The following is an 18,160-nucleotide window of genomic DNA, read 5'->3' as shown; positions in this document are numbered from 1 at the left end:
ATGGCCGAGGCACAGACCACCGGACGCGGAGAGGTCTCCATACGGGGCCTCTCCAAATCCTTCTCACTCAACGGGCGCGACCTCGACGTGCTGCGAGGTCTCGACCTTGATGTCGGCAGCGGCCAGTGTGTGGCGATCGTCGGGGCCAGCGGCTCGGGCAAGACGACCTTGCTGCGCATTCTTGCGGGCTTGGAGCCCGCTGATGGCGGCGACGTTCTGATTGACGGCGCGCCCATTCGCGGCGTGGGGTCCGATCGTGCCGTCATCTTCCAGGAGCCACGTCTTCTGCCCTGGCTCACGGTGATGGGCAATGTCGCTTTTCCCCTTCAAATCCGCGGCCTTGCCGCTAAGGAGACCCTGCAGCGGGCACGCCGCTACTTGCGACTGGTAGGACTTCTCGAATTCGCGGAGGCCTATCCTGCCCAATTGTCCGGAGGCATGGCGCAACGGGTGGGCATCGCCCGGGCGTTGGCGGTGCAACCGGAACTGCTCCTGCTCGACGAACCTCTCGGAGCGCTCGACGCGATGACGAAGATGACGATGCAGGAGGAACTTGCACGGATCTGGGCGGAGGAGCATGTGACAATGGTGCTTGTCACCCATGATCTCGAAGAAGCGGTCTATCTTGCAGACCGAGTCCTGATCCTGCCAAAGCACAAGGGCAGTGCCATCCGCACCATCGAGGTGGATCTTCCGCGCCCCCGCGACCGCAGCGATCCTCGCTTCGTCTCACTGCGGCAGTCTCTCTTAGCCGAGTTCGGGCTACATTAGACCCGGTCAGGGATTGCTTCTGTTGCACTTGCTTGCTCCAGACTGCGCATGATCAGGAGGCTGCAGCAATCGTAAATGGGAGGTTCTTTCTCGACGCCAAGAGCAAGCACAATGATGCGGTAGAGCCCGAAAGCCAGCCTCTTAGGCGCCATCTCCGCTAATGGAAGCTCTTGGGCTCACGCGCGAGAGGATGATAGCTGACGAGCGTCGCGCCCTCGCACTTACCTTCAACATGGCGACAAGAGTTTTGAGCCGCCTCCAAGTCTTTGACGCAGCTGCGTCTAATAATCGACCCGCACTTCCCGACCATCATCTTTTGAAGGTGGCGAGTGAAATTAGGAACTCGCTCGCTGAGGATTTGCACCAGCTTCGAATTAAAGTAATGTCGGCGCAACTCACTCCAGCAGAGCAGTCCTTGTTCAAGGCGTTTGACGATCGGATCCGGATGAGCCAAACGAACCACGAAGAACTCAGATGTCTCTTCCCCGGGGCTTCTCACCCGTGACAATTAAGCGGCCTGGTGGCATGGAACGACGAGGACCGATCCTGTACTCGCGGTAGAGCGGTATTGACGATCGAGCCAGGTGCGCCACTTCCGATTTGTGTCAGTTCCCTTGGCACACAGACGCCCTGGTTGAGGTTTGCGAGAGGCCCCGGCTGGGGCGTTTCTTTTTCTGGGCTACTCCTGAAAGCAGAGAGTGCGCGTTTCAGGACCAAAGACCCACCCCTCTTGCTCAGTTGCGGATGGATAGGGACCGCGTAACCTATAATGCGTGGCTCAAGCAGTTGCCCCTATGGGAGCCACGGGCGCTCTGGCTGAGAGTTAAAGCGAATCTCTCTCAGCTGGGGCGTTCCCGTTTCAGCAGCCTGACACCGGATGTTTACCTTGTCCGGTCAGGATTCTCTCACCGGGCGCGTTGTGTATCAGCCCGAACAGATGCGGAGGCTCTACCCTCCGCTGAGCACCCTGGTTGAGGTTCAAGACAGCCCTCAGTCGGGGCGTTTTGGTTTGGTTCTACCTGCCGACCCGTGCGCTCGGGCGCCGCGCGCTCGTAAAGCCGCTCCCTAGCTCGTGGGCTCATCGGAGCCGAAATCGCTGTGATGATTGTTGATATCTCTTCTTGAGAAGAAGCCTTCTCACAGCAGCGTAGAGAGTCGATCATCATAGATCCCGACCTTGCAACGATGCCAGACGGAAGACTCAGCCTCGCCTTGTGGGGCTTGAAGTTCCATGAGGCAGATGTACTTGCGATCAGGGAGGACATCCATCATCACCCTTGCCCCTTGAACCATGATGACAAACAACTCCGCCTGTTGCTTTGACGTGGGGCTTGTTGAATGCGCCGGGGCGTACGCTGCCAATCATCCATGGCAACCTCTTGAGCGAGGATGTAGGGATAGGCCCAGTTGGCGCTGCAATCGCTGACCGGGCCGCTTACTGCCATCAGACTAGGTCTCTACGGAGACGCGACAGACGCCGGCGCAGTGATCCTGGGTGCAATCTACAGGCAGCGTGGCTCGCGTCGGCGTCGTTAGGCCCTCAGGTGAGTTGATGGGCAATGACTGTGGCGTGCCAACCTGAACTTTCAAGCGAAAAATTTTGGATTAGTGCCGGCCGTGTAGGGTATAGATCATACGTAAGCTTACAAATGTAGGTACATCTCTACCGTACGAGCCGTCCGATTTAGTCATTACAATCCGATCTGGCGACGAATATTCTCGGCAGTTTTAGCAAGACAAATTCGCATGAATGCGTATCCTGTTGCCAGTCGAAGTTTACTTGCATTCGAAGGATCAAGCTATCGAATTTTCGATCTCACTCCTTGAATTATGGTATCGTAGAAACGACGCTTGCCGAAACGAGTTAGGGACTCACCATCGTATTCAAGATGCAAATGACCGCGTAGATCCTTGCACCGTTTTCGGTTCATGAAGGATGACGATGCCAAGAACCGATCAATGGATGTTGATCAAGAACTCAGTCCTTCGAATTTGGGAAATGCCAAATTTAGTGGGTAGAATTCGTTCGACGAATTTCATCGTCAGTCAGCATGGATGTGCACGTTTTCCGGTCGGAAATCGTCAAAGAAGTCGCGTATCCGATCAGTTCTCGTCACCAAACTCGTCAGCCAGACGGGCGCTCCAGCAATCCCGACATGCTCACCCTTCTGAGAAAAATGTTCTTTCTTTAGGTCTGACTATAGAGAAGATTTTTCTATGCTCCGGCCGCAAAAGAGAAAATGCAAGTCTTTCGTCGGGAGAATAGCTATCCCAGCTATGATGCCCGTCAATCATCTAAGTAACTTGTTATCCCAACTGCTTGACTTTGTTCGGTATAAAGAACACTTTCTCCATTGAGCTCAGGAGCTGCCAGAGCCAATAAAGGTCCGATCACGGGCAACGATACGCATCCCACCTATGGAGACCCATGATGCCCCACTTGGGACAATGGACCGAGAATGAACTGGCCAATGACACGGTCCGCTCGAGCGGCTCCGTACGAGGAACGAGCCTTGTGAAGCGGCGCACCTTCCTCGCCTGCGCCGGCATGCTGGCGACTGCCATGATCATAGGCTCGCAAGCCCTTGCGCAGAAGGCATCGGTCACTGCCCGGGTCGGCGTCATCCCGATCATTGGCACAGCTCCATTGTTCGTGGCTCAGAACGAAGGCTGGCTGAAGCAGGGTGGCCTCGATCTCACCGTCACCACCTTCGAGTCCGGCCCCAACATGATCCAGGCGCTTGCCTCAGGCACGATTGATATTTATGTGGCGGGTGTTGCGCCACTGGCCGTGGCTCGCTCGAAAGGCGTTGACGTGCGCGTTGTCGCGGCAACAGCGACAGCTGAGAACGTATTCGTGGCCGCGCCGAAGCTTGCCAAATATTTCACACCGGGCACGTCGCACGCTGCTGCGTTCAAGAATTATCGCGCGGCCGAGGGCAGGCCCGCTCGCCTGGCAACCCAGCCGGCAGGCTCAGTGCCGAACACGACCCTGCAATACTGGCTGTGGGAGCAGGCGAAAGCCGACAAGACGGATGTCGAGATCGTTCCCATGGGGATCGATGCCACTCAGCAAGCCACTCTCGCAGGAGCTGTTGAGGGTGCCACCATTCGCGAGCCGGCCGTCACGATCGTGCAGGGACGCAATCCTGGCATTAAACTAGTGGCTCTCGGTGACGAGATGTTCCCTGGCCAGCCCGGAACGGTCGTCGCCGTGTCAGGAGCATTCCTTGAGAAGAACCCTGAAGCGGTTCAAACATTGGTCAGCGGGCTTGTGAAGGCCTCAGATCTCCTTGCCAAAACGCCGGATCGCGCTGTCCCGCCGCTGGAGGCCGCTCTCGGCAAGGGGATCGTGGATAGCGAAACGATCCGCAAGGCCCTCTCCTCACCGGCGACCAAGTTCCAGATCGATCCTCGCACGATCGTCGAGTCGTCGCGCCTCATGCAAGCCTATCAGGTTAAGCTGGGTTCCCTCGACAAGGAGCTGCCGTTCGAAGGCTTGTTTGAGCCGCGCTTCTTTGAACGCGCCACCAACAGCAACTAAACCTTTATGCGCCTTCTCCTGCTTTCGTGCGTCGGCCTCCTCGTCTTTCTTGGGTTGTGGGAGGCCGTTCCGCGTCTGGGTCTCGTCAATCCGGCGATGCTGCCTGGTCCCAGTGCAATCCCGACGGCCTTTCTGAAGGAAGTCACAAGTGGGGCTTGGCTGAAAGCCGTCAGCAGCAGCCTCAGCCATTATGTCACGGGTCTGAGCGTAGGTGCCGGGCTCGGGGTGGCGCTCGGCATCATCACGGGCATGTACCGGACTGCGGAAGGCTTTACCGCTTGGATCGTGCGGGTTCTGCGTCCGATCCCAGGTCTCGCCTGGGTCCCCTTTGCCATCATCTGGTTTGGCGTCAGCACGTCGGCGGCCGTGTTCATCATCTCAGTCGGAGTGTTCTGGATCGTCTACTTCGCGGCTCATGGAGCTATCCGCAACGTCGATCGCGACCTAGTGGAGGTCGCTGAGGCCTTCGGGTTCCATTCCGGTTTGCGCCGCCTGCAGAAGATCCTGCTTCCTGCTGCCGCTCCCGGGATTCTGGTCGGCCTGCGCACCGCCCTGGGACAAGCCTGGATGGCTGTGGTGGCGGCTGAGATCTTTGGCGTGAGTGGGCTGGGCCAACGCATGATGCAGGCCTCGAGCCTCCTGGCGACCGACGTGGTCGTGGTCTACATGCTGACCATGGCGGCCCTTTACGGACTCTTTGATACGGCTTTCGTGGCCTTGCAAGGATGGTTGTTGCGATGGAAAGCGTGATCGAGATCCGGGACCTCTCGCTCGCCTTCGAGAGAGCTGGCCAAAAGACGACGGTTCTCGACCGCCTGTCGCTGGATGTGCGCCGCGGCGAATTCCTTGCCATTGTCGGTCCGTCGGGGGTCGGCAAATCCACCCTGCTGCGCGTGCTGACGGGACTTGTCCGTCCTAGCGCCGGCACGTGGCGTGTTCGTGCTAAGAATTCGGAGCGCCGGCCCGTGGCATTCGTGTTTCAGGATTCCCGTCTGTTGCCGTGGCGGCGCGTCATGTCCAATGTGGCCTTCGGCCTGGAGCATCCTCATACGCCCCGTCGTGAGCGGAAGTCGAAGGCACAGGGTGCGCTCGATTTCGTCGGCTTAAGCCATCTGGCGCAGCGGTGGCCGCACGAGCTATCGGGCGGGCAACGCCAGCGTGTTTCCTTAGCGCGGGCTCTCGCAGTCCAGCCTGAGGTTCTGCTCATGGACGAGCCATTCTCGGCTCTCGACGCCATCACCCGCGAGAGCCTCCAGGACGAACTCATCCGCATCTGGCAGAAGACCGGCAAGACGATCCTGTTCGTGACGCACGATATCGACGAGGCCACCTATTTGGCGGATCGGGTCATCATTCTCTCAGGATCCCCTGGACGGATTGTGGCGGAGCATCGCATCGACAGACCGTACCCGCGCCGGCGCCAAGATGCGGCTCTCGCGAAGACCGCGAAAGCCCTGCGTGACGGCCTGACCTCTGATATCGTCGCCGATGGCGGAATGATCTAGCCTCGCGTGTCAAGGACCCGTCGCAAGCTCGAAGCGAGCACGCGGCAGTGGCCGGTGCTTTGCAAGGCATTCATGTGGCGAGCAGGTCAAACTGCTCGGCCGATGACGGCTGCAAATGGCACATAAAGAACCAAGACGCGGCCGTTCACCTTCCCTAACAGGAGAACGGCACATCTCGAACCTGCAGGGATGAGGGCTTCTACTGATAGACTAGCCTCTATGACCTGATATAGATCTTAGCAATATTCGTTAACGGTTGATTGAATGCCTGGGTTTGTTGCTGATCTGAACGACGACATGCTTCGCCATTTGGTGGAAACACTGACCGAAAGCGGACAGGCGATTTGTCTCTACGATGCGGACGACCGGCTCCGGTATGCCAACAAGACCTACCAGGACATGTTCCTGGGAGACTACGAGGGCCCGTTCACCTTCCCGGATATCCTTCGCTACGCGCATGAGCACGGACGAGGGGTAAGGATCGATGGTGGCGATGTGGAACCCTTCATTGCCAGGACGCTCGCCCGACGCCGGATCGTTCCGCGCAAGTCCTTTCAGACGGATCTCGTCAACGGCCGCTGGTTCTGGATGGATCATACCATCCTGCCGAATGGCTGGTTGCTTACGGTGGGAGCTGACATCACGGCGCTGAAGCACGATGAGAGATCACTGCGACAGGCACACGACGCGGCTCTCCTGGCATCGCGGACCGATGTGCTCACCGGCCTGCCGAACCGCCGCTATATCCTGGAGATCCTTGATGAGCACCTCAGAGGGTACAAGCACGAAGGCTCCAACCTGTGTGTCGCCCTGATCGACATTGACTGGTTCAAGTCTATCAATGACCGTTATGGCCATGACGTCGGCGATGCGGTGCTGCAGCACTTTTCCTCGGTCTGCCGCGAGAGGCTGAGTCCCGACATCTCTGTTGGTCGAACCGGAGGCGAAGAGTTTCTGGTGCTGCTGCCAACGGTTAGTCTTGAGGCGGCTATCCGAACCATAGCCCGCATCAGGGCAGACTTTCCGCTAGCCAAAATCGAAGGGTATGCCATTGACCTCACCTACACATTCAGTGCCGGGCTGACAGAGGCCCTGCCCCAGGACAACAGAAGCACCATTCTGCAACGCGCGGATCGGGCCTTGTATGATGCTAAAGCAGACGGCCGCGACTGCACGAGAGTGAGGTAGCGAGAAGGAAGCAGTCTCTAAGATGATGAGCAGTTACCGTATCTATCTTGCCTCTGCTCCTAAAAGCCTCACCAGGAGGCAGGATGGAGACGCCGCTTCCAACGCTCATGCCTCGGCAGTTTAACAGCGGCAGCCTGACGCTTGGTCAGTCTGCACTCGATCTCCTTCGACGGTGTCGCCAAAGTTGGCGCAATCATCTCGGCATCTGGGATCGGCTCTGGCCCCAGCGTTGGGTTGAATGCCGTTACCGGTTCAAAAACTTCCAGACTCTTCTTTCGGGGAACTCGTGAATTGAATCTCACGGGTTGACCCTGATCGCGCTGAACGCCATCGGCAGGCCTCGCGTCCGCTTCAGCGACATTAGTATTGGCAGTCTGCGACATCGTTTCGGCGACCGCCAGCACAAGCGGGGGCGCATGCTTCATATCCTTAGAGGGTGCCTGAGTCAGATTAAACTCCAACTGTTCCCGATCAGCGTCCCCTGAAGAGCGCCTGCGGCGAATAGGCTCATCGGGTTCCGAACGGCCCCATGCAGGCTCGACAATGCTCGGCAGGATGCGAGGGGCTACCACTGGTTCCGTGACAGCTTGAGGTTCTTCTTTCTGCAAGACCTCTGCAGGTTCATCCGCAAAGTTTGCGAACAAGCGCCTTGGCAGAAGTTGATGACGCTGACCTTGAACACGGGACTTCTTGATCTCAACAGAGAAAGGCTTTGAATTACGCTTCATCTTATATGCTGATTATAGATTTATACCGTGAGGACCTAAGATTTTGCGCGCATGACGTCAAGCTGAAGCCCACAGGCCTCTCCTCAAAATCTTCGTGAACCAGTCTGGCACCAGACTACATTCTATACAACAGATTACCTCAGAAGCCAGCAGCTCTCATTTTGAGCGATGACCGAGGGAGACTATGCTGCTCGCCGGGTGAACAGTCGTTGAAACAGGCGCGGCTTATCGCTCGAGTCGACGATGACGGTGCCCTCACCCTTCAGCCGTCGCGCCGCCTCAAGGTAGGCTTGAGCCGGTGCACTGTCAGGGCTGCCCAGGGTCACTGGGGCTCCAACGTTTGAGCTGAGCAGCACTTCTCCGCTCTCCGGGATGATGCCCAGCAGCGGGATGGACAGGATCTCCAACACGGTGTCCACCGTCATGACCTCACCGCGCCGGGCACGAACGGGATCGTAGCGGGTGAGAAGCAGATGCTTGTCGATGCGCTGCCCGCTTTCCGCTTTGGCCGTCTTGGCATCAAGCATGCCGATGATGCGATCGGCATCGCGGATCGAGGAGACCTCCGGGTTCACCACGACAACAGCGACATCGGCATGCCGCATAGCCAGGGTGGCTCCCGTCTCGATGCCGGCTGGACTGTCGCAGATGACCCAGTCGAACTGCGCCCGCAACTCACCAATGACGTGCGCGACCCCTTCTTCAGTCAGGCTGTCCTTGTCCCGGCTCTGCGAGGCCGGCAGAAGAGCCAGTGTGGCGAGGCGCTTGTCCCGGATGAGCGCCTGCGCGAGCTTGGCCTCGCCTTTGATGACATTGATCAGGTCAAAGACCACGCGCCGCTCGGCCCCCATGACCAGATCGAGATTGCGCAAGCCGATATCGAAGTCGACGACGACCACCTTCTGCCCGTTCTGGGCGAGTGCCGCGCCCAAGGCCGCCGTGGAGGTGGTCTTGCCGACGCCGCCCTTGCCGGAGGTCACGACGAGCACCCTGCCTTGTTTCGCCTTTGTCTTCACCTTGGAATGCTTATGTCTCGGCTTTTTCATCGCTAGCATTTCTCCAGAGAGACCGTGAGGAGGCACGGCACCCACGCAGGCACAAGCGAGATCGAGGGGCAGCGATACGGAACGAGGCCACAAGAAACTGGAGCAGTGACGGCCATGCCTCTCAAGCAGGCCCATTCGGCGCCAAAGGTGGTTACCAGCCGGTTAATAGAAGTCTGTGAGGTCTTGAAGTGAACGCGTTCTATGGCAGACGGAGGAGCTTGGGCTTAAGCCGCCAGTTCTGTGCACGAGCCGATGAGTTGGAACAGGTAGAACCCATTAAACCGCACGCCCACCTGGGCGGCCCGTTCGTCGAAGCCCGGAGGGCACATGTTTGAGGGCCGTAGCGCCCGCTCGAACCTCCAGTCACCCGGATCGAGAAATCCGGGCACCGGGCGATCCTCCGGCACGGCACAAAGAATCTCGGGTCGGGGCCTGTTCCGGAACAGATTGTAGGTGCAATCCCGTGCATGTGCTCTGGCCGGTACCAGGTGCTGAATGAATGGCATGAGATCCCCCGAAGCCGGCGTCCTTGAGCGGTTGTTCGCACAGCATCTGGGCATGCCTTACACCAGACAGCGATGATTCTGTATGACCCTTGCGGAGTATCCAAAGTAGGCAGATCCGTCAGAAGTAAAAACTCACCAGCCCCTGTCAACGGAAGGCAAATCTGCGTCTGATGACACACTCACTCCCCGGAGGGAGTGAGTTTCTTGGTTTTTCAGGCCACCTCGGGCAGCGTCTTGCGACGCACCGGCAATCCAGTGTCCCTGGGGGGTTCTGAAGGTCCGCCTTGTGGAAGGGCGGCCCAAGCATCTGGATCTGACGCCTCAGGCTCGTGCCCGGGCTCCTACGACGTTCCGGTGCTGACGCAACCGCTCGGTTGTTCATCCCGAGCCACGACGTGGAGCTCATAGCCGTCTTGCCAAGCGAGCTTCACGCGGCCTGGCTCGAACGCGAGAGCAATCTTGACCACGAGCGATTTCCGACCACGGCCCATCGGCAGGATCAGGCGCTTGGCGCTTTTCTGGTAGGTCCCGGCCTGCGCCGGCCAGGAGAGCGGATGGAACGCCTTCTCGCGATGCGGATAGCGTAGCCATGTGCGAGACGAGGGCTCATTGCGTCGCCGCTCCGTTGTCGCCTCGCTGTTCGCCAGGAACTGACGGGCGATCATCTCGATCGTCTGCGAATGCAGACGGTAATTTCCTTTGGTGACGTTCTGTAGCACATCCCGTCCCGGCCATTGTTCACCGGCCGGCCGCGCTTTGTTGGGAACGGCGACGAGATCCATCCATTCCCACGCCGCCTCCTTGTGCGCCTCGCCGCAAGCTGCCCGTTCGGCAGCCAACTTAGGCGATAAAGCGAGACCCTTCCCATGCCCTCATGGCAAGAACAAACCGGATACGGTCAAGCTTCGCCCACGCTGACCGTGCTGGCAATGCTGCCAGCCTGCCCTCCTCCCGATCCCCTGAAGGGGATGGGATTTCCCGTAGGCCAATGTTAAGGACTGCTCAGCCATTGCAAACGACCTCTAAAACGCTGATCCCATTTCGGGCGGCGATCCCGATTTCTCATGCAAAGCGTTTCCCAGCACCTGATCCAGCCATCATTGGCCTCGTGTAGACCAAACGCCTGTGCCATGGGCACCAGCTCGATCCATCCTGCGTCTCCCCTCCGCAGAAAATCACTTCGGACCGATCGTCCGAGACGATAGAACGGCATTGCCGCGCCCGGAGCTTGAACAGGGTTGTTTGGGTCCGCGCGGACGGCTCGCTGATCTCAGGCATGGCTCTGGCATCCGATCCATGGATCTGCGGCAACTCAATGAGGGCTTGGCTGAGTTCCATGCCCGCTTGAGCTATCAACAGATTGAGCGATGACATGTCGGATCGCGGAGCCACTGCGTCGCGGATGATCGGGAGTCTTCCTACGGAAGTTGAGCGCATAAGGTGATGAGGGCAATGGCAGCCGAAGTCGCCGTGGCCGTCAGCCAAAAATCGATAGCCTGTGACCGGTAAGGGGTGAGTCGCTTCATGAAGGCACGTTTCGAAAGAGAAGGTTAGGGAGCAATGGGTTGCTGACCCGGGCACGCTGCCCCGCCACTAACCCCATGTGGCCGCCAAGGTTCCCACGTCGGGTTCGTTCCATGCGCAGGAAGAATCGTGATACCGCTCCCATCTTCAGCAGCCCAACGCTTCGCTCTCCAGCGCTGGCTGCGTCAGCGCTCGTCTTATTCGTCTGTGGCATTCGCCTCCAACAATTCAATTTGCAATCGAGGTGCTTAGTCCTGCCTCTGCCACAAAGCCCTCGACAGAAGGCGCGAAGACTTCCACCATTGTGCCTCAGATCCTGTAGCTTTTGAGTTTCCATGCCCTCTGCTCCGACCTCCCGGCAACCCAAGACCCTCAAGCAGCCTTATGTTGCCCCGACTGTCGATCTCAGTGCCGTGATCATGGCCGCCACACCGGACGAGCCACGGGTACTCACGATCCGAGCCACTCCGCAGCACCTTGAGGGACTGCCCTCAGGCCCATTGCAGTCGCAGCATCGCACTCTGGAGATGGGGTTGCGGACGTGGGTGGCCGAGCAAACCCAACTGACCCTAGGCTATGTTGAGCAGCTTTACACCTTCGGCGATCGGGACCGAGCTGAGGCTGACGTCGAGGGTGTTGGCCATTCCCTGTCGATTGCCTATCTGGCTCTTGTGCGGGAGGCGCGACCGGCCGGGCTGGCCCATGCCGCTTGGCGGAACTGGTACAGCTATCTTCCGTGGGAGGACTGGCGTGAGGGCTGCCCACAGGCCCTCAAGGCCATCGAACCAGCCTTGAAGGCTTGGGCTCGTACAGGTGGGAAGTCTCTCAAGACCTTTCGGGAGGAACGGATCGAACTCACATTCGGCTTCGAATCTGGCACATGGACCGACGAGCGGGTGCTGGAGCGCTACGAACTCCTGTTCGAGGCTGGTCTAGTACCGGAGGCTGTGCGAGACGCACAGCCTCCCGTTTCCGCGAAGGTGCGGCTTGCTCCCGGGAAGCCGATGGCGCTTGACCATCGGCGGATTTTGGCCACGGCCATTGGCCGCCTGCGCGGCAAGATCAAATACCGACCTGTGATCTTTGAGCTGATGCCCTCGTCCTTCACTCTGCTGGACCTTCAGAAAACCGTTGAAGCTCTGTCTGGAGTACGCCTGCACAAACAGAACTTCCGTCGGCTGGTCGAGATGCAGGGGCTGGTGGAAGAGACCGGGGAGATCTCATCCGAGACGGGCGGACGCCCGGCCCGGCTCGTGCGCTTTCGGCGTGAGGTGCTGGTCGAGCGACCGGCTCCCGGCGTGCGGCTCCCCCGCTTGAGGTGAGCCACTGTTGCGGCAATTTGTGGGTTGACGCGAGCTTATACTCGGGTCTAGCATAAGTGATGTGCCGGCTATCCAGCCGGTTTTCTTATAGTCCGCCAATGCTCATAATGAGCATTACTATGAACAGCTAATGCTCATAATGAGCATAGGAGGCTGCCATGTCCGCTGCTCCGATGGTGCCTGTGTCCCTGCCCTTGCCCGATCTTTATGCCCGTGTGCGGCATCACGTGCCGGCCATGGAGTGGCCATTCTATGCCGGCGACATCGAGGCCATCCTTGCCCTCAAGCGCGAGCACAATGCAGTCATCCTGGCCCACAACTACCAAACACCCGAGATCTTCCACACGGTGGCTGACATCGTCGGCGACAGCCTGGCCCTGGCCCGTGAGGCCGTGAACACCGATGCCGATGTGATTGTGCTCGCCGGCGTGCACTTCATGGCTGAGACCGCCAAACTTCTCAATCCGGACAAGACGGTGCTCATTCCAGATGATCAGGCCGGCTGCTCCTTGGCGGAGTCGATCACGGCCGAGGATGTGCGCCAGCTACGGGCGCGCTACCCGGGCGTACCTGTCGTCACCTATGTGAACACGTCGGCTGCCGTGAAGGCTGAGTCGGACATCTGCTGCACGTCGGGCAATGCCAAGAAGGTCATCGAGTCTCTCGGTGTCGACCGCGTGATCATGCTGCCGGACGAGTTCCTGGCCCAGAACACGGCCGCCCTGGTGCCCGGCATTGAGATCATCACCTGGGCCGGCCACTGCGAGGTGCACGAGCGCTTCACCCCTGAGGATATCCGCGCCGTGCGCGAGAGCTATCCGGACGTGGTCGTACTGGCCCATCCGGAGGCACCGCCCGAGGTGGTGGCGGAGGCGGACTATGCCGGATCGACGGCCGGGATGGCTGACTATGTCGGCGAAAAGCGACCCGCCCGTGTCGCTCTCGTGACTGAGTGCTCGATGAGCGACAACGTGGCGGCTCTGTATCCTGAGGTCGAGTTCGTGCGGCCGTGCAACCTGTGCCCGCACATGAAGCGGATCACCCTGCCCAAGATCCGCCGTGCCCTTGAGCAGCGTCAGCATGAGGTCACGATTGATCCAATGGTGGCCGAGCGGGCGCGGTTGGCTGTCGAGCGCATGCTTGCTGTTCGCTGAGGGCTGGCCATGAGAACAGCCAATCCGCGCGACCGTGTCGTGGTCGTGGGTGGCGGCATCGCAGGGCTCGCAACTGCCCTGCACCTGGCGCCGCTGCCCGTGACCTTGCTCGTAGCGTCCCCTCTGGGACAGCACGCCTCCACGCCTCTGGCGCAGGGTGGGATTGCGGCCGCCCTCGGAGCAGATGACGATCCTGCCCTGCACGCCGCCGATACCCTTCAGGCGGGTGCTGGTCTCAGCGATCCCGATGTGGCTGCCCGAGTGGCGGCCGCTGCCCCCTCCTGCATCGAGTGGCTGGTCGCTCAAGGCGCAGCCTTCGATCGCGCTCCATCTGGGGATGACCTGATCCTGGGACTGGAAGCCGCGCACTCCCGCCGGCGGATTGTTCATGCGGATGGGGACAGAACCGGCAAACGTGTTCTGGACGCACTCATCCGTGCTGTCAGGAACGCTCCCTCCATTCAGATCCTGGAGAACCACCGTGTCACGGATCTGGTGCTCGCCGCCAACCGTGCAGTGGCCGGTGTGCGCTGCGCTCCCTGGAAATCTGACGGAAGTAATGAGCCCATCCTGATCCCCGGCCAGGCCGTGGTTCTGGCGACAGGCGGAATCGGGGGCTCTACGCCCACACCACCAATCCCTTGGGCGCATTGGGTGGCGGGCTGGCGTTGGCGGCCCGTGTGGGGGCTGTCCTGCGCGATCTCGAGTTCGTTCAGTTCCATCCCACAGCAATTGCGGCTGGGCTTGATCCGATGCCGTTGGCCACCGAAGCCCTGCGTGGCGAAGGGGCAACGCTCGTCAACAGCCGCGGCGAGCGCTTCATGCAAGACGTCCCCGGAGGGGAACTGGCGCCGCGCGACGTGGTGGCCCGGGCGATCTTTGCTCAGATCTGCACCGGTGAGCGTGTGCTCCTCGACACGCGACAGGCCCTTGGGCAGCAGATCATCCGCAAATTTCCGGGGGTGACGGCGCTGTGCCAGGCCGCCGGCTTTGATCCGGTTCGTGATCCGATCCCCGTGCGCCCGGCCGCTCATTACCATATGGGCGGCATCAAGGTGGATGATCACGGGCGCAGCTCTGTCGAGGGGCTCTGGGCGTGCGGTGAAGTATCCTCGACAGGCTTACACGGGGCTAACCGGCTGGCGAGCAACTCGCTCCTGGAGGCGCTGGCCTATGCCGCCTGGATTGCAGAGGATATCAAGGGAGCGGTAAGTCGGCAGCCCACGAAGCAGCCAGTCTCACCGTCTCTTGCCGCGCAGCATCGGCCCATCTCTGATCAGCAGCCTTCCCATCTGAAACAGATCCGGTCGATCATGGATCACCAGGTTGGTGTGCTGCGTGACGCGCCTGGTTTACAGCAGGCCATCCGTCGCTTCCGCCAGCAGGTGTTCGATAGCCACTCAGGAGGAGCACGCAATGCTGCCCTGGTCGGCCTGTTGATTGCGACTGCGGCGTACACCCGGCAGGAGAGCCGGGGCGCTCATCAGCGGCTCGATCACTCTGCCCTGGTGCCGGAACAGCATACCGACATGACCCTCGATCAGGCGCTGCGCATCGCAGCCGAGATCGACAACAACACAGCCGTGCCTGTCAGGAGAGTCGCATGAAGCCGATCACCACTACACGAGACGCTCTCGCGCCGCTCCCGCAGCTTCTGGTGGAGCCCATCGTGCGCGCAGCCTTGCTCGAGGATCTGGGCCGGGCCGGCGATATCACGACCGATGCTGTCATCCCTGCCGATGCCAGACGGCGTGGGGCCATTGTGGCGCGTGAGCCAGGTGTAGTCGCGGGCGTCAACGCGGCGCTCCTGGCCTTCACCTTGATCGACCCTGCCATCACAGTGGCCGTCGACCGCCCCGACGGCAGCCGGGTGGAACGCGGAGAGGCCGTGCTTCGGGTGGGCGGCCCGGCCCGGAGCATTCTCTCGGCGGAGCGGGTTGCTCTCAATCTCCTCTGCCGTCTGTCAGGCATCGCAACGGCAACGGCTGCTCTTGTCGATGCGGTGCGTCCATATGGCCATGCCCGGATCGTCTGCACGCGCAAAACGACGCCAGGACTGCGCTCGCTTGAAAAGCATGCGGTCCGGGCCGGAGGTGGAGCCAACCATCGCTTTGGGCTCGATGATGCGGTCCTGATCAAGGACAACCACATCGCCATTGCCGGAGGGGTCAAGCCAGCCCTGGAGCGCGCACGCGTGGCCGTGGGGCATCTCGTCAAGATCGAGATTGAGGTCGATACCCTTGATCAGCTGGATGAGGTGTTGGAGGTTGGCGCCGATGCGATCCTGCTCGACAACATGAGCCCTGAGACCCTCTCGGAGGCGGTGCGGCGGGTGAACCGGCGAGCCATCACGGAAGCCTCTGGCCGAATTACAGTCGCGACAGCACCCGCGATCGCAGCCACAGGCGTGGATCTGATCTCGACGGGCTGGATCACGCACAGCGCTCCCATTCTTGACCTCGGTCTTGACGTTGCCTGAGGCCGCTTGTTAGGCAAGTCTGAGCTCCCGGTAGAAGTTGTGAGGCCAGCGCTCCAGCGGATCATCAGATAGATGCTGGATGGGCACGATTGGCCATTGTAGCCAAACCTCCGTTCAGAACTTGACCGATCCCAGACACGCTGCTTCAGGATCTTAGCCTCACGGAAGCCTCTTTCGCGCTTGCTATCCCAGATGATCCAATCCGAGCCGGCGCCCCTGCGGCCTTCGCCTCGCGGCGGCGCGCGTGCAGGATCCATTCGGTATAGCCGTTGGGCTGCTCGGCGCCCTTGAAGATCAGGTCGCAGGCGGCGTTCCAGGCCGGGCCCTCGAATTTCGGCGTCATGGGACGATAGAGCGGATCACCCGCATTCTGCCGGTCCACCACCTCCGCCATGCGGCGCAGGGTCTGCATCACCTGGTCCTTCGAGACGATGCTGTGGCGCAGCCAGTTGGCGAGGTGCTGGCTCGAAATGCGCAAGGTGGCGCGATCCTCCATCAGCCCGACGTCGTGGATGTCCGGCACCTTGGAGCAGCCAACGCCCTGGTCGATCCAGCGCACCACGTAGCCGAGGATGCCCTGGCAATTGTTGTCGAGCTCCTGCTGCACCGCATCCGGCGCCCAGTTCGACTGCGACACCGGAATGGTCAGGATGTCGGAGAGCTTCGCGCGCGGACGCTCCTTCAGCTCCTCCTGACGGACCTGCACGTCGATCTGATGATAGTGGAGCGCATGAAGCGTCGCTGCGGTGGGCGACGGCACCCAGGCGGTGTTGGCGCCGGCCTGAGGATGGCCGATCTTCTGCTCCAGCATGTCGGCCATCTTGTCGGGCGCCGCCCACATGCCCTTGCCGATCTGGGCCTTGCCAGGTAGGCCGCAGGCGAGCCCCACATCCACGTTGTTGTCCTCGTAGGCCTTGATCCAGGCGGTCGCCTTCATGTCGTTCTTGCGGACCATGGGGCCGGCTTCCATGGACGTGTGGATTTCGTCGCCGGTGCGGTCCAGGAAGCCCGTGTTGATGAACACGATGCGCTCGGACGCTGCCTTGATGCAGGCCTTGAGGTTGACGGAGGTGCGCCGCTCCTCGTCCATGATGCCCATCTTCAGCGTGTTGCGGGCAAGGCTCAACATATCCTCGACGGCACCGAAGAGGTCGTTGGCGAAAGCCACCTCGTCCGGACCGTGCATCTTGGGCTTCACGATATAGACCGAACCCGCGCGACTGTTGCGGATCGGTCCCGAGCCCTTGAGATCATGGATGGCGATCAGCGAGGTGACGGCGGCATCGAGAATGGTCTCAGGAATCTCCTGGCCGTCCTCGTCCAGCACCGCATCGGTGAACATGTGGTGGCCGACGTTGCGCACCAGCATGAGGCTGCGCCCGTGCAAGCGCAACTCGCCGCTGTTGGGCATCGTGTAAACGCAGTCCGGGTTGAGACGGCGCTCGATGGTGCGTCCGCCCTTCTCGAAGCTCTCGACGAGGTCGCCCTTCATGAGCCCGAGCCAGGTGCGGTAGACCTGGACCTTGTCCTCGGCATCCACCGCCGCAACGGAGTCCTCCAGGTCCATGATGGTCGAGACCGCCGATTCCAGCACCACATCGGCGATTCCGGCCGGATCGTCGGCGCCGATCGGATGCGAGCGGTCGATCCGGATGTCCAGGTGCAGGTTGTTGTGGCGCAGGAGCACGGAGGACGGATTGGCAGCCTCGCCCTGGTAGCCGACGAACTGGGTCGGATCCATGAGGCCGGTCTCGGTGCCGTCCTGCAGCGTGACGAAGAGGGCGCCGCCCTGATCGGCGTAAGCCACGGCATCCCGGTGGCTGCCGCTGGCCAGGGGCGCCGCCCGGTCCAGCACCTCGCGGGCACGCTCGACCACTTTGGCGCCCCGTGCCTTGTTGTAGCCGCCGGAGCGGGCGGCACCGTCCTCCTCCGGGACGGCGTCGGTGCCATAGAGCGCATCGTACAGGCTGCCCCAGCGGGCGTTGGCGGCATTGAGCGCGTAGCGGGCATTGGAGACCGGCACCACGAGCTGGGGACCGGCGATGCGGGCGATCTCGTCGTCCACATGCTGCGTCCCGACGGAGAAATCCTCCGGCTCGGGCAGCACATAGCCGATGTCGCGCAGGAAGCGCTCGTAATCCGCCTGATCGAAGGCCTTTCCGGTCCGGGCGCGATGATACTCGTCGATCTGGGCCTGGATCTTGTCACGGACGGCGAGCAGCTCGCGGTCGCGCGGCGCGAAATCCCGGACGAGCCCGGCCAAGCCGCCCCAGAAGACAGCACTCGACAGCCCCGTGCCGGCAATCGCCTCCCGCTCGATGAAATCGTGAAGAACCGGTGCAACCTGGAGGCCGTTCGTCTGGACGTGCACTATCCCACCGTCTTGGAGATCC

The 18,160-nt window shown here is 60.8% G+C and carries 13 protein-coding genes and 1 pseudogene; 9 read left to right on the top strand and 5 right to left on the bottom strand.

The genetic code is table 11. The annotated features are described in order from the left end of the window. The 5 genes from ACD578_RS27860 to ACD578_RS27840 all read left to right on the top strand — a co-directional run bounded on the left by ACD578_RS27860 (position 1) and on the right by ACD578_RS27840 (position 7,008). Entirely contained in the window at positions 1 to 771 is a 771-nt protein-coding gene (locus tag ACD578_RS27860; RefSeq protein WP_404295491.1) for an ABC transporter ATP-binding protein, read from the top strand. 2,563 nt (positions 772 to 3,334) lie between these two features. Beyond that, positions 3,335 to 4,315, top strand: a complete 981-nt coding sequence (locus ACD578_RS27855) for an ABC transporter substrate-binding protein (RefSeq protein ID WP_404295488.1) — start codon at positions 3,335 to 3,337, stop codon at positions 4,313 to 4,315. 6 nt (positions 4,316 to 4,321) lie between these two features. After that, entirely contained in the window at positions 4,322 to 5,065 is a 744-nt protein-coding gene (locus tag ACD578_RS27850) for an ABC transporter permease (RefSeq protein ID WP_404295289.1), read from the top strand. After that, positions 5,053 to 5,820, top strand: coding sequence for an ABC transporter ATP-binding protein (locus ACD578_RS27845; protein ID WP_404295287.1), 768 nt, complete (start codon positions 5,053 to 5,055; stop codon positions 5,818 to 5,820). The genes ACD578_RS27850 and ACD578_RS27845 overlap by 13 nt, the downstream gene beginning before the upstream one ends. 297 nt (positions 5,821 to 6,117) lie before the next feature. Beyond that, entirely contained in the window at positions 6,118 to 7,008 is an 891-nt protein-coding gene (locus tag ACD578_RS27840) for a diguanylate cyclase (protein WP_404295284.1), read from the top strand. A gap of 68 nt (positions 7,009 to 7,076) precedes the next feature. Here ACD578_RS27840 and ACD578_RS27835 read toward each other — a convergent pair whose 3' ends face one another. From ACD578_RS27835 to ACD578_RS27820, 4 genes are all read right to left on the bottom strand, one after another. Next, entirely contained in the window at positions 7,077 to 7,736 is a 660-nt protein-coding gene (locus ACD578_RS27835; protein ID WP_404295281.1) for a hypothetical protein, read from the bottom strand. Between the two features lie 182 nt (positions 7,737 to 7,918). Continuing rightward, complete coding sequence (minD, locus tag ACD578_RS27830; protein WP_404295278.1) at positions 7,919 to 8,782, bottom strand: septum site-determining protein MinD; 864 nt, start codon at positions 8,780 to 8,782, stop codon at positions 7,919 to 7,921. Positions 8,783 to 9,629: 847 nt separating this feature from the next. After that, on the bottom strand, positions 9,630 to 10,070 hold the full coding sequence (locus ACD578_RS27825) for a hypothetical protein (RefSeq protein ID WP_404295276.1): 441 nt from the start codon (positions 10,068 to 10,070) through the stop codon (positions 9,630 to 9,632). A 280-nt stretch (positions 10,071 to 10,350) separates the two neighbouring features. Then, positions 10,351 to 10,566: a GcrA family cell cycle regulator gene (locus ACD578_RS27820; protein WP_404295485.1), complete on the bottom strand. Its 216-nt coding sequence runs from the start codon at positions 10,564 to 10,566 to the stop codon at positions 10,351 to 10,353. Positions 10,567 to 11,147: 581 nt separating this feature from the next. Between ACD578_RS27820 and ACD578_RS27815 the strand changes: the two genes are divergently transcribed. From ACD578_RS27815 to nadC, 4 genes and pseudogenes are all read left to right on the top strand, one after another. Continuing rightward, entirely contained in the window at positions 11,148 to 12,134 is a 987-nt protein-coding gene (locus ACD578_RS27815) for an NrtR DNA-binding winged helix domain-containing protein (RefSeq protein ID WP_404295275.1), read from the top strand. A 158-nt stretch (positions 12,135 to 12,292) separates the two neighbouring features. Next, complete coding sequence (nadA, locus tag ACD578_RS27810; RefSeq protein ID WP_404295272.1) at positions 12,293 to 13,288, top strand: quinolinate synthase NadA; 996 nt, start codon at positions 12,293 to 12,295, stop codon at positions 13,286 to 13,288. Between the two features lie 9 nt (positions 13,289 to 13,297). Further along, positions 13,298 to 14,895 (top strand): annotated as a pseudogene (locus tag ACD578_RS27805) (L-aspartate oxidase). After that, positions 14,892 to 15,767, top strand: coding sequence for a carboxylating nicotinate-nucleotide diphosphorylase (nadC, locus tag ACD578_RS27800; protein WP_404295269.1), 876 nt, complete (start codon positions 14,892 to 14,894; stop codon positions 15,765 to 15,767). Before ACD578_RS27805 ends, nadC begins: the two are co-directional and overlap by 4 nt. A gap of 145 nt (positions 15,768 to 15,912) precedes the next feature. Here the strand turns inward: nadC and ACD578_RS27795 are convergent, their stop codons facing one another. Further along, positions 15,913 to 18,141: a malate synthase G gene (locus tag ACD578_RS27795; protein WP_404295483.1), complete on the bottom strand. Its 2,229-nt coding sequence runs from the start codon at positions 18,139 to 18,141 to the stop codon at positions 15,913 to 15,915. Between the last annotated feature and the right edge of the window lie 19 nt (positions 18,142 to 18,160).

This window comes from Microvirga sp. RSM25 (assembly GCF_044784385.1).
GTDB lineage: Bacteria > Pseudomonadota > Alphaproteobacteria > Rhizobiales > Beijerinckiaceae > Microvirga > Microvirga tunisiensis.
Note: the sequence above shows the minus strand (reverse complement) of the source record. Positions and strands in the feature narration are given on the sequence as shown.